The 14789-nt window shown below is 69.4% G+C and carries 13 protein-coding genes; 2 read left to right on the top strand and 11 right to left on the bottom strand.

Going from position 1 to position 14789, the window contains the following annotated elements; translation table 11 throughout:
- The first annotated feature begins 209 nt into the window (after positions 1-209).
- Positions 210-1100 carry a glycosyltransferase gene (locus LRM40_RS05305; protein WP_170288761.1) on the top strand — a complete coding sequence of 297 codons (891 nt, stop codon included), beginning with the start codon at positions 210-212 and terminating at the stop codon, positions 1098-1100.
- 9 nt (positions 1101-1109) lie between these two features.
- On the opposite strand, the gene LRM40_RS05300 is transcribed toward LRM40_RS05305, so the two are convergent.
- Genes LRM40_RS05300 through LRM40_RS05250 form a run of 11 tightly spaced genes read right to left on the bottom strand, consistent with a single transcriptional unit; the run spans position 1110 to position 13026 of the window.
- Positions 1110-2990: a polysaccharide biosynthesis protein gene (locus LRM40_RS05300; protein ID WP_151122074.1), complete on the bottom strand. Its 1881-nt coding sequence runs from the start codon at positions 2988-2990 to the stop codon at positions 1110-1112.
- Positions 2991-3000: 10 nt separating this feature from the next.
- Positions 3001-3594 carry a sugar transferase gene (locus LRM40_RS05295; RefSeq protein WP_151122199.1) on the bottom strand — a complete coding sequence of 198 codons (594 nt, stop codon included), beginning with the start codon at positions 3592-3594 and terminating at the stop codon, positions 3001-3003.
- Positions 3595-3616: 22 nt separating this feature from the next.
- Entirely contained in the window at positions 3617-4786 is a 1170-nt protein-coding gene (locus LRM40_RS05290) for a DegT/DnrJ/EryC1/StrS family aminotransferase (RefSeq protein ID WP_151122075.1), read from the bottom strand.
- Positions 4787-4791: 5 nt separating this feature from the next.
- On the bottom strand, positions 4792-6024 hold the full coding sequence (locus LRM40_RS05285; RefSeq protein ID WP_151122076.1) for a glycosyltransferase family 4 protein: 1233 nt from the start codon (positions 6022-6024) through the stop codon (positions 4792-4794).
- Positions 6021-7097 carry a glycosyltransferase gene (locus LRM40_RS05280; protein ID WP_231067734.1) on the bottom strand — a complete coding sequence of 359 codons (1077 nt, stop codon included), beginning with the start codon at positions 7095-7097 and terminating at the stop codon, positions 6021-6023. The genes LRM40_RS05285 and LRM40_RS05280 overlap by 4 nt, the downstream gene beginning before the upstream one ends.
- A 2-nt stretch (positions 7098-7099) precedes the next feature.
- Entirely contained in the window at positions 7100-7705 is a 606-nt protein-coding gene (locus LRM40_RS05275; RefSeq protein WP_151122077.1) for an acyltransferase, read from the bottom strand.
- On the bottom strand, positions 7702-8985 hold the full coding sequence (locus tag LRM40_RS05270) for a lipopolysaccharide biosynthesis protein (RefSeq protein WP_151122078.1): 1284 nt from the start codon (positions 8983-8985) through the stop codon (positions 7702-7704). Before LRM40_RS05270 ends, LRM40_RS05275 begins: the two co-directional genes overlap by 4 nt.
- 17 nt (positions 8986-9002) lie before the next feature.
- On the bottom strand, positions 9003-10181 hold the full coding sequence (locus tag LRM40_RS05265; protein ID WP_151122079.1) for a DegT/DnrJ/EryC1/StrS family aminotransferase: 1179 nt from the start codon (positions 10179-10181) through the stop codon (positions 9003-9005).
- A gap of 2 nt (positions 10182-10183) precedes the next feature.
- Positions 10184-10765 carry an acyltransferase gene (locus tag LRM40_RS05260; RefSeq protein ID WP_151122080.1) on the bottom strand — a complete coding sequence of 194 codons (582 nt, stop codon included), beginning with the start codon at positions 10763-10765 and terminating at the stop codon, positions 10184-10186.
- 10 nt (positions 10766-10775) lie between these two features.
- Positions 10776-11726: a Gfo/Idh/MocA family protein gene (locus LRM40_RS05255; protein WP_151122081.1), complete on the bottom strand. Its 951-nt coding sequence runs from the start codon at positions 11724-11726 to the stop codon at positions 10776-10778.
- Between the two features lie 16 nt (positions 11727-11742).
- Complete coding sequence (locus LRM40_RS05250; protein WP_151122082.1) at positions 11743-13026, bottom strand: nucleotide sugar dehydrogenase; 1284 nt, start codon at positions 13024-13026, stop codon at positions 11743-11745.
- A gap of 173 nt (positions 13027-13199) precedes the next feature.
- On the opposite strand from LRM40_RS05250, the gene lysS reads away from it, so the two are divergent.
- Positions 13200-14717: a lysine--tRNA ligase gene (lysS, locus tag LRM40_RS05245; protein ID WP_151122083.1), complete on the top strand. Its 1518-nt coding sequence runs from the start codon at positions 13200-13202 to the stop codon at positions 14715-14717.
- Positions 14718-14789 lie beyond the last annotated feature (72 nt).

The raw sequence follows: 14789 nt of genomic DNA, 5'->3' as shown, positions 1-14789 counted from the left end.
CATCCGTCTTACGTGCATGCCCATGCGGGACCGGCAGACAAGCTGTGACTTCTCAAGTCATCTCGTCCGCAACGTCAGTTGGGGCGGATCTGTTGAACCTTGGATGATTCCTGCCTTTGCAAGCGGACGAAGGCTCTTCCTCTTCTAAAATCTAGACAGATCCGGACTCTTCTATGCGACCCTCTTCGCCTCCTCCACACGTCACTGTCTTGCTTGCCACGCACAACGGCGCTCTCTGGCTGAAAGAGCAGATCAGAACCATTATGACTCAGGAAGGTGTCCAAGTACGCGTGGTGGCGAGCGACGACCAGTCGCAAGACGACACACTCGGAATACTGCAGTCGTTCGCCAAAGAGGGCGTGATCGAATTGCTGCCGCCTGTCGCACAGCGCTTCGGCAGCGCTAACAGAAACTTCATGCGGCTGATCGCGGATGCTTCTCTCGAGAACACGGAGTGGGTCGCCTTCGCTGATCAAGACGATATCTGGTTGCCTGACAAGTTGCATCATGCCGTCACCCAACTCGTCAACAAGGGCTTCGATGCTTACTCAAGTGACGTTGTGGCGTTTTGGCCAGACGGGAGGGAGCGCCGCCTGGTGAAGTCAGGGCCCCTGCGGACACATGATCACCTCTTCGAGTCGGCGGGACCTGGGTGCACGTTCGTCTTGCCCAAGGCACGCTTTCTCGAGTTGCAGGCATGGGTGCGCAATAACAGAGAGGCGGTTGACCTGTTGAAGGTCCACGATTGGGCAATTTACGCTTGGGCTCGAGCGCAAGGTCTGCGTTGGCTGATCGATCCTAAGCCAAGTCTGCGCTACCGCCAACACGGGGGCAACGAGGTGGGTGCGAACGTCGGCTGGCGCGCCGCCCGCGCCAGGCTTTCGCAGGCGCTGTCGGGTCAGTACGCAACTGACGCTCTCTTGATTGCCTCGGTCGTTGGCATCGAGACGCCGCTGGTACACCGCATGCGGCGCATGAACTTGCTGGACCGCCTTGTGCTCGCAACAATGGCTCCACAATGTCGCCGCCGGCGGGCAGAAGGTTGGCTACTGGCCTTGATCTTCCTTCTAATGAAACGTCCTGCGGCGTCTCGTCATTGAAGAGGTAGTTCACCCCTGAAACTCACGAACAACTTCCTTTAGGTTGAAGCGGATCACATCGTCCGGCGGTAGCTTCAGCGCCAATTGGTCCCTGAGCCACTGTCCCATGGCGCGCTCTCCCTGCAGTGGTGTCAAGAGACGCGCAACTCGTAATCGTTCAATTCGGGTTGGCAAAGTGGCATCGGCGTCAGCCAGCAACTCCTCATACAACTTCTCCCCGGGCCGCAACCCGGTGAAGACAATCGGAATCTCCTGCTCCGTCTTGCCTGCCAACCGGATCATCGTCTTGGCGAGGTCGACGATCTTCACGGGCTCGCCCATGTCCAGCACCAGCACCTGGCCACTCTCGCCGATGGCGGCTGCTTGCAGCACCAAACGGGCCGCCTCGGGGATGGTCATGAAGTAGCGAATGATCTCCGGATGGGTCACGGTGATCGGTCCACCGCGGGCGATCTGCTCCTTGAACTTCGGGATCACGCTGCCACTGCTGCCCAGCACATTGCCGAAGCGCACCGCCATGAAGCGGGTGCCCTTGTGTTCAGCCGCCATGGCCGAGATGACCAGCTCCGCTGCCCGCTTGGTGGCACCCATCACATTGGTGGGGTTCACCGCCTTGTCGGTGCTGATCAGCACGAAGCGCTCGGCCCCCACCTCGGCGGCGGCCTGCGCGGCGTGGTAGGTGCCCAGGGTGTTGTTGCGCAACGCAGCCCAGGCGTTGTCCACCTCCATGAGCGGCACGTGCTTGTAGGCTGCAGCATGGAAGACTACCTGCGGCTTGGTCCGCTGGAAGATGGCGCGCAGCCCCTCCAGGTCCTTCACGTCGCCGATGAGCTTGACCACTTCCAGCTGCGGGAAGCGCAGCGCCAGGTCCTGCTCGATGGAGTAGAGGTTGAACTCGGAGAGTTCCACCACCACCAGCCGGGCTGGCTGGTAGCGGGCCACCTGGCGACACAACTCGCTGCCGATGCTGCCGCCGCCGCCCGTCACCAGCACGGTCTTGCCGCGCAGCACCTCGCCGATGCCGTTCTCGTCGAGCTGCACCGGCTCGCGGCCCAGCAGATCCTCGGGCTCGATGTCGCGCACCCGGTCCACCGCGGCCTGGCCGCTGCGCAGTTCTTCGGCCGAGGGCACGGTCAGCACCGGCAGGCCCGTGGCGCCAGCCAGTTCGACCGCACGGCGCCGCTGCGCCGCGGTGGCCGCCGGCAGCGCAATGATCAGATGCGTGGCCTCGCCGCGCACGCCCGGGTCCTGCACGGCTGTCAGCGGCCCCAGCACCGGCACACCGGCGATGCGGGCCCCCAGCTTGGCGGGGTCGTCGTCCAGCAGGCCCAGCACGGCCCAGCCCTGGTGCTGAATGCCAGCCAGGAGGCGCTTGGCGGCCTCACCCGCGCCCAGCACCAGGGCGCGGCGCTCCGGCCCACCCTGGCCGCTGATGCGCGCCCGCGCGTGCTCGTACAGCGCGCGGTACAGCAGGCGCACGCCGCTGACCGCCATCAGGGCCACGAAAGGGTGCAGGGCCAGCACGGCCCGCGGCACGCCATAGAGCTGCAGCCCCATGGTGCCCGCGGCGCTGACCACCCCGGCCACCAGGCAGGCCCCGGTCAGTCGCTTGATCTCGCCGAAGCCCGAAAACCGCCACATGCCCTGCGGCACGCGCAGCGCGACGAAGGCCGACAGGTACACCACCACCACGCCCACCAGCACCCAGATGTCGTAAGGCGGGCGCTCGTGCAGCCAGCGCTCGAAGCCCATGCGGAACAGGTAGGTGGCATGCCAGGCCAGGACGACCATGACCGCGTCGATGGCCAGCGACAGCGGCACGCGGTGGGGACGCAAGCGGGCCAGGAAGCGATCCAGGCGGTGCCAGACGGTGAGTGAGGGGGTGCTCATGGTGAAAGGTTCAGCGGGTCAGCAGCACGCGCAGGCTGCGCAGCACCACGCCCAGGTCGGTCCACAGCGAGGCATGGGCCGCGTAGTCGGCCGCACAGGCCAGCTTGGCCGGCAGGATGACGTCGATGTATTCGCGCTCCGGGTCGGCCGCGGCCGCCAGTTGCGCCGATTCGTTGCGGAAGCGCAGCGAGGCCGGGTCGGTGATGCCCGGCCGCACCGACAGCACCACGTCCTTCAGCGCGGCCGGGTAATGCGCCACGTAGCGCGGCACCTCGGGTCGCGGGCCCACCAGGCTCATCGTGCCCTGCAGCACATCGATCAGCTGAGGCAGTTCGTCCAGCCGGTGGGCGCGCAGAAAGGCGCCCACCCGGGTGATGCGCGCATCGGCGCCCACGGTCAGCTGGCCCTGGCGCTCGGCGTCCACCCGCATGGTGCGGAACTTGTGGATGCGAAACGGCCGGCCGCCCCGCCCCACCCGCTCCTGGCGGAAGAAGACCGGACCCGGCGAATCGAGCTTGATGGCCAGCGCCACCAGCAGGCCGGGCAGCGCCAGCAGCGCCAGCCCCAGGCCGGCGGCAATCAGGTCGAACAGGCGCTTGGCCATGGGCAGCAGCAAGTTCCAGGGCTCAGGCGCGCAAGGCCTTGCGGGCGGCGGCCGCCACGCGCTCTACTTCCGCCTCGGACATGCGGGTGTAGAGCGGCAGGCTGACGATGCGCTCGAAAGCCCGCTGGCTGTGCGGGAAGTCCTCGGCCTTCAGGCCATAGCGTTCCTTCCAGTACGGGTGCTGGTGCAGCGGGATGTAGTGCACGCTGCAGCCGATGCCGTCGGCGTAGAGCGACTCGATGAAGGCCTCGCGCGTGATGGGGGCCTCGTCGGTCAGCTCGACCACATACAGGTGCCAGGCATGCACATCACCCGCCAGCGGCTGGGGCGGCAGGCGCAGCGGCAGGCCCGCCAGGGCCTGGGCATAGCCCGCAGCCAGCTCGGCGCGGCGGGCCTGGAAGGCTTGCAGGCGCTTCAACTGATGCAGGCCCAGCGCGGCGGCAATGTCGGTCAGGTTGTACTTGAAGCCCGGCGCCACGATCTCGTAGTACCAGCTGGGCACCTTGGCGGTGAAGCGGTCGAAGGCGTCGCGGTTGATGCCGTGCAGGCGCATCACCTTGGCGCGCGCGGCCACCTCGGGGTGGCGCGTCACCAGCATGCCGCCCTCGCCTGTCGTCATGGTCTTGTTGGCGTAGAAGCTGAACACGGTGGCGTCGCTGTCCAGCGTGCCGACGAGCTGCCCGCGGTGGGTGGTGGGCAGGGCATGGGCCGCGTCCTCCACCACCTTCAGGCCGTGCCGCTTCGCGATGGCCAGGATGGCCGTCATGTCGGCCGCCAGACCGCCGTAGTGCACGGGCACCACGCACTTGGTGCGCGGGGTGATGGCGGCCTCCAGCGCTGCGGGGCTGATGCAGTAGGTGGCCGGGTCGATGTCCACGAGCTTCACGTCGGCGCCCAGGTAGCGGGCCACCTCGGCACTGGCGGTGAAGGTGTGGGTGGTGGTGATGACCTCGTCGCCCGGGCCCACGCCCACCGCTTCCAGCGCCAGGTGCAGGCCGGCAGTGGCGGAATTGACGGCGATGGATTCCAGCGAGGTGTCGCCCAGAAACTCGGTGAAGGCCGCCTCGAAACGCTTGGCCTTGGGCCCGGTGGTGACCCAGCCGGAGCGCAAGGTGTCCACCACCTCGGCGATCTCTTCCTCGCCGATCTCGGGCAGGGCGAAGGGCAAAAACGGCAGCTTGTCGGTGCTCATGGTGATCAGGATTGTCCTCTGGCGCGCTGGCAGGCGGCCAGGAAGCGGGCGGCCAGCACGGGGTAAGTGTGTTCGGCCTGCACGAAGGCCCGGCCGCGCTGGCCCATGGCGCGGCGCTCCTCGGCCGGCACGGCCAGCAGCTGGCGCAGGCCCTGCACGATCGCGGCGGGCGATTCGGGCGGCACGGTCACGCCGCAACCGGCCTCGGCCACCGGGTCGTTGCCGGCCTCCACCGCGTGCAGCACCGGGCAGCCGGCCATCAGGTAGTCCATCAGCTTGTTGGGCGCAATGCCGAAGCGGTAGATGGGCACCCGCTGCCAGCCGATGTAGGCGATGTCGATGGCGGCCAGGAAGGACGGGATCTGGGCCTTGGGGATGGGGCCGCACCAGTGCACCCTGTCCAGGCCCTCGTCGGCCAAGCGGCGCACCAGGCGCTCTCGCTCATGGCCGTCGCCCACCAGCACGATCTCCACCGCGTCCTCGCGCAGCTGCGCCGCGGCGTCCAGCAGCGTGTCCAGCGCATTGGGCAAGCCCATGGAGCCGGCATAGCCCAGCACCGTGCGGCTGGCGGCATGGGCTGCGTCGATCACCCGCGCCACCTCGGGCTGCAGCGCGGCCGGCGTGCCGGCCCAGTCCTCGGGCGAGATGCCGTTGGGCACGATGGTCAGCTTCTTCAGGTCCAGCCCGCGCGAAGCCATGTGCTCATGCACCTTGGGCAGCATGGACACCACCACGTCCGCATCGCGGTAGGCCGTCTTCTCGGCCCAGCCGCACAGCAGCGCGAAGGGATGGTGGGGCGACATGCCCGAGAGCTCGATGGGCGACAGCGGCCAAAGGTCATGCACCTCGAACACCAGCACCGCGCCGGCCCGGCGGGCGATGCGCCGCGCCACCCAGATGTCCATCGGGTAGGTGCTGGAGGCGATCACCACATCCGGCCGGGCCTCGGCGATCAGCGCCGGCGTGCGCTGCCAGACCTGCTTCAGGTAGGCCCAGATGTTCTTCACCCGGCCCAGGCCATTGCCCTGGTAGGGCGGCGTGGGCAGCCAGTGGCAGGTGATGCCGTCCACCACGTCGGTGCCCGCCTGGGGCTGGCGGGCCCGCACATGCGAGAAATCGGCCGCCACCATCGTCACGCGGTGGCCGGTGCGCACCCATTCGCGCGCCAGGTAGTAGGGCCGGTACTCCATGCCCAGCGCGGGCGTGCCGGCGTAGTGGTTCAGGTAGAGGATGTTCATGCGTGTCCGGCTGCACCGAGTTGTTCGAGCCGCTGCACGTAGGCCTGGACGCTGTCAGGAAACAGCGCGTGCAGCCCCACCCACTCCTGCAAGTCCGCCCCCACCGCATCGGCGTGCGCCGCCAGCGGCGCCAGGCGGGCCCGTGTGGGCAACTCGCCCTCGGCCAGGATCACACCGTTGCGCCCGTCGTCCACCAGCTCGCGGTTGGCCGGCAGGTCCGACAGGATGGGAATGCAGCCGTGGCCCATGGCCTCCAGCACCGAGACGGAAACCGAATCGCTGGCCGGCAGGCTCAGGTACCAGCGGGCGCGGGCGTACCAGCCGGCTTGCGTCGCGGCATCCAGCCGGCCGACGAACTGCACCTTGCCCGCCAGGTCGGGCTGGGCCGCACGGGCTTCCAGCGCCGGGCGCAGCGCTCCGTCGTGGGCCACCACCAGCCGGGCCTCGGGCCAATCCTGAGCAATGGCGGCAAAGGCCTCCAGCACCCGCTCAGGCCGGTAGAGCGCTTCGAGCGCACGGTTGGCGAAGAACAAGGCATCGTCCTTGTGCTCGGGCCAGGGCGGCAGGGCCTCCAGGCCGAAGGGAAAGGTCATCACCTCGCGTGCGCCCAGAGCCCGCATGCGCTCGGCCATGTGGCGCGAGTCGCTGGTGGTCAGCGCACAGGCGCGCAGCACGCGCCGGGTCAGCCAGCGCATCCCGGCGTTCTTCTGCGGCGTCAGCAGGATGTCCGAACCCCAGGCCGAGCCGGCGATGCGTGCCTTCACGCCACCGAAGCACACCGCCAGCCAGGCCAGCGTGCCGTGCGAGGTCAGGTAATGCGGCGCCAGCCAGTCCGGCTGCGCGGCCTTGAGCCAGCGCACCACCGTGGGCAGGGCGCGCAGCAGGCCGGCGTTGCCGCCCTCGAAGCGCGGCGTGGTGCCCAGGGCCAGCCGGCGCTCGGGCGGCACCAGCGCATCGAAGCCAGCATCGAACCCGCGGCTGGAGACCGCCCACAGTTCCACCCGGGGTGCCAACGCACGCGCCCATTTGAGCAGGTGCGGGCTCTGCCCGTCACCGATCAGCACCAGGCGCACGCTCAGTCCTCGTCCACCGGGCCGGCCCAGGCCTCGTACAGCGGCAACAACTCGGGGTAGCGCTGCAGCAGCTTGCGGTCGGCGCGGCGGCTGTCGCCCACCACGCGGGCCGGCCGGCCCTCCAGAATGACGAAGTCCGGGTACTCGCCGCGCACGAAGCTGCCGGCGCACACCAGCGTGCCCTTGCCCAGCTTGGTGTTGGCCTCGATCAGCGAATGGGGGCCGATGAAGCTGTAGGGGCCGATCTCCACCGGCCCTGCAACCCAGCCCGGCCGCTCGGCAAAGCCGGCCGCCGGCCAGCGCACGAAGCCCTCGCCCAGCAGCCGGGCCGCGCGGTGCGAACTGTGGGTGACGATGCTGCAATGGCTGGTGATCTGCACGCCTTCGCCGATCGTGATGCCGCCGCTGCACTCCAGGTAGTTGAAGGGGCCGATGTAGACATGGTCGGCCAGCGTCAGCTTGTCTTCCTGTTCGATGAAGGCGGCCGGCGAGATGCGGGTGTGCGGCAGGTCCTGCCCCTGCGAACGCTCGCCGAAGACGATGCGGTAGAGCCAGGCGCGCACCCAGCGGCGGCGCCAGCGGTTGAAGGTGGATCTGAGCCAGTTCACGGTGCGCGATTGTCCCCTGCCGCGGCCATCGGTTCATCGGTGGGCCCGTGGGCTGAGACGGGCCAGGTGGCCAGGGCCCAGAAGTAGTAGCCGAAATAGCCGGCCATGGCCGCCGAGACCGCCCAGCCTGCCCCCTGCAGCCCGCCCCAGTGCAGGCCTGCCGCCAGGGCGGCCACGAAGGCCACCTGCCCCACCACCGCCAGGCGCAGCGCCCAGGCCTGGGCCTGCCAGGCCATGGTCACCACCGCCAACGGCGCAGCCACGAAATGCAGGCCGATGTAGAGGGCCAGGGCCCGGGCCAGCTCGCCCGCAGCCCGCCAGGGCTCGCCGAACAGCGCGGCAAAGGCCCAGGGCGCCAACGCCCACAGCCCGGCCACCAGCGCCAGCGCCAGCGCGGCCAACGCCGCCATCACCCGGCGCAAGGCCTGGCGGGCGGCCGGCGTGGGCCGCGCCCCCGCCGCGGCCAGCTTGGGATAGAGCGCCTGCGACACCGCGCTGCCCACCAGGGTGGCGGGCGCCTTCAGGTAGCGCAGCGACAGGCCCCAAAAGCCCGCCGCCGCCGGCCCCAGGCTGGCGGCGATCAGGGCCACGCTGGCCGTGTCCTGCAGCGCGCCCAGAAAGGCATGCGGTGTGTTGAGCAGCGGGAACTGCCGGTGCCGACGCGCCACCGCGGCCAACGTTCCCCAGCGCAGGCCGGCGCCCCCCAGCGGCAGGCGCAGCGCCAAGGTGGCGAGCAGGGTGGCCGCGATGGGCGCCACCACCAGGCCGGTCACACCCCAGCCCAGCGCCCCCGCGGCCGCCTGGGCCAGGGCTGCGCCGCCGTACTGCAGCACCCGGGACGCGGCCAGGGCGCTGAAGCGCTGCTCGCGCGTGGCCCACAGCGTGGCCAGCGACACCAGCCCGGCGCTGGCCACCGCCAGCGGCAGCCACACCACCCAGTGTTCGCGGCTCCAGACCCACCAGCCGGCCGCACCGACCGCGCTGGCCAGCGTCACCAGGGCCGCGATGCGCAGCGCCAGCACCCGCAGGGCCTGGGCCTCGCCCGCATCGGCCGCCAGCGGCAGGGCGAACTCGTAGCGCGCGCAGGCCACCACCGCCAGGTTGGCGGCCACCGCGGCGAACAGGTGGTAGTGGCCGAAATCGACCGGCGAGAACAGGCGCGTGAGCAGCGGCCCCAGCAGCAGCGGCAGGGCCTGGGCCAACGCGCCGCCAGCCACCAGCGTCAGGCTGGCACGCACCAGCCCCTGCAAGGGCGAGCGGTGGTCCGGGGCTGGCGCCATGGATGCCGCAGCGGGCCTCAGCTGCGCCGGCCCAGGGCCGCGGCCAGCGCCGCCACCACGCGGTCCTGGTCGGCCTCACCCAGGTCGGGGCTCATCGGCAGGCTCATCACCTGCTGGGCCAGCTGCTCGGCCACCGGGCAGCCGCCCGCGGGCGCGAAACGCTCGTAGGCCACCTGCTGGTGCAGCGGGCGCGGGTAGTGGACGGCCGTGGGAATGCCCACCGCCTTCAGGGCCGCCTGCACGGCCGGCCGGTCCGCCACCGTCACGGTGTACTGGCCCCAGACGCTGTCGCGGCCCTCGCGCACGGTCAGCAGGCCCACGTTCACATCGGCCAGCAGCGCGTGGTAGCGCGCGCCCAGCTCGCGGCGGCGCTGCAGCTCCCAGTCCAGCCGGGGCAGCTTGGCCAACAGCACCGCGCACTGGATCGTGTCCATGCGCCCGCCCACGCCCACGCGGGTGTGGGTGTAGCGCGCGCTCTGGCCGTGCACACGGATCTCCCGTGCGGCCTGGGCCAGGCGGGCGTCGTCGGTGAACAGGGCCCCACCGTCGCCATAGCAGCCCAGCGGCTTGCTGGGGAAGAAGCTGGTGCAGCCGATCGTCGAGACACCGCAGCTGTGCGCGACCCGCCCGCCGCCGGGCCGCCCCAAGGCGGGCGAGCCCCCTTGGGGGGCAGCCATCCCTGAGGATGGCGTGGGGGCCATGGTGTATTTGGCGCCGAAGCTCTGGGCCGCGTCCTCGATCACCGGCAGGCCGTGGCGCGCCGCGATGGCGTTGATCGCGTCCATGTCCGGCACCTGGCCGTACAGGCTGACCGGCATCAGCGCCCGGGTGCGCGGCGTGATGGCCGCCTCGATCCGCCCCGCGTCGATCAGGCCGGTGTCGGGCTCGACATCGACGAAGACCGGCACCCCGCCCAGCAGGGCGATCACCTCGGCCGTGGCGGCGAAGGTGAAGGGGCTGGTGATGACCTCGTCGCCGGGCTGCAGGTCCAGCGCCATCAGCGCGATCAGCAGGGCCTCGGTGCCGCTGGCCACGGTGACGCAGTGGCCCACGCCCACACGGGCGGCCAGGGCCGTCTCCAACTGGGCCACTTCCGGCCCCATGATGTACTGGCCGTGGTCCAGCACCTGCTGGATGGCGGCGTCGATGTCCGCCTTGAGCGCGGCGTACTGCGCCTTCAGATCGATGAATTGCATGGTCAAAGGGCCTCCAGGCGACCGCCTTGCAGGCGGTAGCGCTCACCGGTGGCCGGGCAGGCGGCCTCCATGTCGGCGGCCTCGTCCACCGGCAGCGCCAGCTTCTCGCCATGGCGGCTCATCCAGCCGGTCTGGCGGGCCGGCACGCCGGTCATCAGCGCATAAGGCTTCACGTCCTTGGTGACCACCGCGCCGGCACCGATGAAGGCATATTCGCCCACCGTGGCACCGCAGACGAGGGTGCAGTTGGCGCCCAGCGTGGCGCCACGCTGGACCAACGTGCGGCGGTATTCGTGCTTGCGGGGCACGGCCGAGCGCGGGTTGAAGACATTGGTGAACACCGCGCTGGGGCCGACGAAGACATCGTCCTCCAGCGTCACCGCGTCATAGACCGAGACGTTGTTCTGGATGCGCACGCCCGCGCCGATCACCACATCGTTGGCGACGAACACGTTCTGCCCCAGCGAGCAGCGCGGCCCGATGCGGGCGCCGGCACACACATGGCTGAAATGCCAGACGGCCGTGCCCTCGCCCAGCTGCGCGCCCTCGTCGACGATGGCGCTGGGGTGGATGGTGACGCTCATGGCGGGGGCCTCAGGCCAGGTGCTGCAGAAAGGGGTGACCCAGGCTGCCGGCCGGCTGGGCCGCGGCCGCGCGGATGACGTCGACCGTCTCCACGCAGTGGCGCGCATCGGCCAGGCCGTAACCGCGGCCGGCCAGGATCTCGCGGTAGCTCACCGTGTGCAGGTCGGTGAAGCCTTCGGAGAACTCCAGCTGCTCGCCCGAGATGTCGATGCTGCGGAAGGTGGGCTTCTTCCCCTTCACCTCGTCCGGCAGGTCGTTGGCGTCGATGGACAGGAACCAGCGCACCCGGGCGCGTTCGTACTCCAGGTAGCCCGCGGCCTTGGCCTCGCCGTTGTGGTGCACCACATTGGCCTGCAGCTTGCCGAAGATGAAGTGCAGCATGTCGAAGAAGTGCACGCCAATGTTGGTGGCCACACCGAAGCTCTTGCGCGGGTCGCCCTTCCAGCTCTCGGCATACCACTTGCCGCGCGAGGTGATGTAGGTCAGCGTGACGTCGAACTTGGTGTCGGCCGGGGCCGCGGCCACTTTCTCGCGCAGCTTCAGGATGGCGTCGTGGTGGCGCAGCTGCAGGATGTTGTAGACCCGGTGGCCGGTCTCCTGCTCCACCCGGGCCAGCTCGTCCAGCAGCGCGGGCGTGGGCACCAGCGGCTTTTCGCAGATCACATCGGCGCCCAGGCGCAGGCCGGCGGCGATGTGTGGATGGTGCAGGTGGTTGGGCGAGCAGACGGCCACGATGTCCAGCGCCCGCGCCGGGTCGCGGCGCAGCACCTGGGCATGTTCGTAGAAGCGCTCGAACTGGGTGAAGAACTCGGCCTGCGGGTGCAGGCTGTCGATGATGCCCACCGAGTCGTTGATGTCGTAGGCCACGGCCAGGGTGTGGCCCAGGTCCTTGATGGCTCGCATGTGGCGCGGGGCGATGTAGCCGGCGGCGCCGATCAGGGCGAAGTTTTGGGTGCTCATGTCGAGGCTCAGGCCGTCACAGGCGGAACACGGTGGCGCCGGCCGCGGCCAGGACCTCGCGGTCGAACAGGGACTTGACGTCAGCGATCACGGGCTTGTCGCCCCGGACCAGCGCGCGCAGCTGGGGGGCCGTCAGGGCGCGGTACTCGCGGTGCGCCACGGCCACCACCAGGGCGTCGAAGGGGGCTTCGTCCTCCAGGCGGGCCAGGGTAATGCCGCATTCGTGCCGCACCTCGTCGTCGTCGGCCCAGGGGTCCATCACCACCACGGTGGTGCCGTGATCCTGCAGCTCGCGCACCAGATCCACCACCTTGGAATTGCGGATGTCCGGGCAGTTCTCCTTGAAGGTGATGCCCAGCACGCCGATGCGGCAGCGCGGCACGTCCAACCCGTTCTTGAGCATCAGCTTGACGGTGTTGCGCGCCACGTAGCGGCCCATGTTGTCGTTGATGCGCCGGCCCGCCAGGATGACCTGCGGGATGTAGCCGTGCTGCTCGGCCTTGTAGGTCAGGTAGTACGGGTCCACGCCGATGCAGTGGCCGCCCACCAGGCCGGGCCGGAAGGGCAGGAAGTTCCACTTGCTGCCGGCCGCGGCCAGCACCTCGGCGGTGTCGATGCCCATGCGGGCGAACAGCACCGACAGCTCGTTCATCAGCGCGATGTTGAGGTCGCGCTGGGTGTTCTCGATCACCTTGGCGGCCTCGGCCACCTTGATGCTGCTGGCGCGGTGCACGCCGGCGGTCACCACCGAGGCATAGACCTCGGCCACCGTCTCCAGCGTGGGGGCGTCGCAACCCGAGACGATCTTGCGGATGGTGGTGAAGGTGTGCTCGCGGTCGCCCGGGTTGATGCGCTCGGGGCTGTAGCCGCAGAAGAAGTCCACGCCGTGCTTCAGGCCCGAGACCTGCTCCAGCACCGGCACGCAATCTTCCTCGGTGGCGCCGGGGTAGACGGTGGATTCGTAGACGACGATGTCGCCCTTCTTGAGCGCCTGGCCGACGCTGCGCGAAGCCGAGATCAGCGGCGTCAGGTCGGGCTTGTTGGCCTGGTCCACCGGCGTGGGCACGGCGACGATGAAGAAGTCGCTGCGGCGCAGGTCGGCCACCTGGTCGGTGTAGAGGATGTCGGCCGCGGCCAGGTCGGCGTCGGCGACCTCGCCGGTGCGGTCATGACCGGCCTTCAGCTCGGCGACGCGGGTGGGGTTGATGTCGAAACCGACGATGCGGTGCTGGCGGCCGAAGGCCACGGCCACCGGCAGGCCGACGTAGCCCAGGCCGACAACGGCAATGTGACGATGCATGGACGAGCACCCCGGCGCACAGGCCCTGCGGCCGGTCGGGGCAGCGATCAAAACCGGCAATTTTAGGCGCCGGGCCGGGCGCCCCGACGGGACCACAGCCTAAAATGGAGGGCTTGCCGCCGGAAAACCCACACACCGGGCGGTCCCCTCCACCACCGCAACCCCTTGCGCCCATGAGCACCGACATCTCCCTGCCCTCGCCCGACGACAACCAGCTGATCGCGGAGCGTCGCGAGAAACTGGCCGAGCTGCGCGCCACGGCCAAAGAGGCGGGGCAGGCGGTGTTCCCCAACGACTTCAAGCCTGGGCACCGCGCCGCTGCCCTGCACCACCAGCACGATGGCGCCGAGGCCGAGGCCCTGGAAGCCCAGGGCGTGAAGGTCAGCGTGGCCGGCCGCATGATGCTCAAGCGCGTCATGGGCAAGGCCTGCTTCGCCACCCTGCAGGACGCCACCGGCCGCATCCAGCTCTACATCACCCAGGACATGGTGGGTGCCGAGACCCTGGCCGCCTTCAAGCGCTGGGACCTGGGCGACATCCTGGGCTGCGAAGGCACGCTGTTCAAGACCAAGACCGGCGAGCTGTCGGTCAAGGCCAGTTCGGTGCGCCTGCTGACCAAGAGCCTGCGCCCGCTGCCGGACAAGTTCCACGGCATGACCGACCAGGAACAGAAGTACCGTCAGCGCTACGTCGACCTGATGATGGACGAAGAAGCCAAGAAGCGCTTCGTCGCCCGCAGCAAGGGCGTGGCCTCGATCCGCAACTTCATGGTCGAGCACGGCTTCCTGGAAGTGGAAACGCCGATGCTGCACCCGATTCCCGGCGGTGCCAACGCCAAGCCCTTCGTCACCCACCACAACGCGCTGGACCAGGAGATGTTCCTGCGCATCGCGCCCGAGCTGTACCTCAAGCGCCTGGTGGTGGGCGGCTTCGAGCGGGTGTTCGAGATCAACCGCAACTTCCGCAACGAAGGCATCAGCGTCCGGCACAACCCGGAATTCACGATGATGGAGTTCTATGCGGCCTACTGGAACCACCACGACCTGATGGACTTCACCGAGGCCCTGCTGCGCCACGCCGCGCGTGCGGCCACCGGCTCGGCCCGCCTGACCTACGCCGAGAAGGAAGTCCATCTGGACGAGCCCTTCGCCCGCCTGTCGGTGCGCGACTCGCTGGTGAAGTACGCCGGCCTGAGCGAGGCCGAGGCCGATTCGGCCCAGGCCGTGCACGCCAAGCTCAAGGAACTGGGCGAGGAGCCGCCCAAGCACTGGGGCCTGGCCCAGCTGCAGTTCGGCCTGTTCGAGGCCGCGGTGGAAGAGAAGCTCTGGCAGCCCACCTTCATCATCGACTACCCCGTCGAGGTGAGCCCGCTGGCCCGCGCGAGCGACGCCAACCCGGCCATCACCGAGCGCTTCGAGCTGTTCATCACCGGCCGCGAGTTCGGCAACGGCTTCTCCGAGCTGAACGACGCCGAGGACCAGGCCGCCCGCTTCCAGGCCCAGGTGGCCAACAAGGAAGCCGGCGACGACGAAGCCATGTACTACGACGCCGATTTCATCCGCGCCCTGGAGTACGGCATGCCCCCGACCGGCGGCTGCGGCATCGGCATCGACCGCCTGATGATGCTGCTGACCGACTCGCCCAGCATCCGTGACGTCATCCTGTTCCCGGCGCTGCGCCGGGAAGTCTGAGACGCCGGCCTCGCCCCTGGGGCCTGAAGCCTCCTGCCGCCCTGACCGGGCAAATCCGGGGTGCAGTGCTGC

The organism is Ideonella dechloratans (genome assembly GCF_021049305.1).
Lineage (GTDB): Bacteria > Pseudomonadota > Gammaproteobacteria > Burkholderiales > Burkholderiaceae_C > Ideonella > Ideonella dechloratans.
The sequence above is the reverse complement of the archived record's forward strand: the minus strand, read 5'-3'. Positions and strand labels throughout refer to the sequence as shown.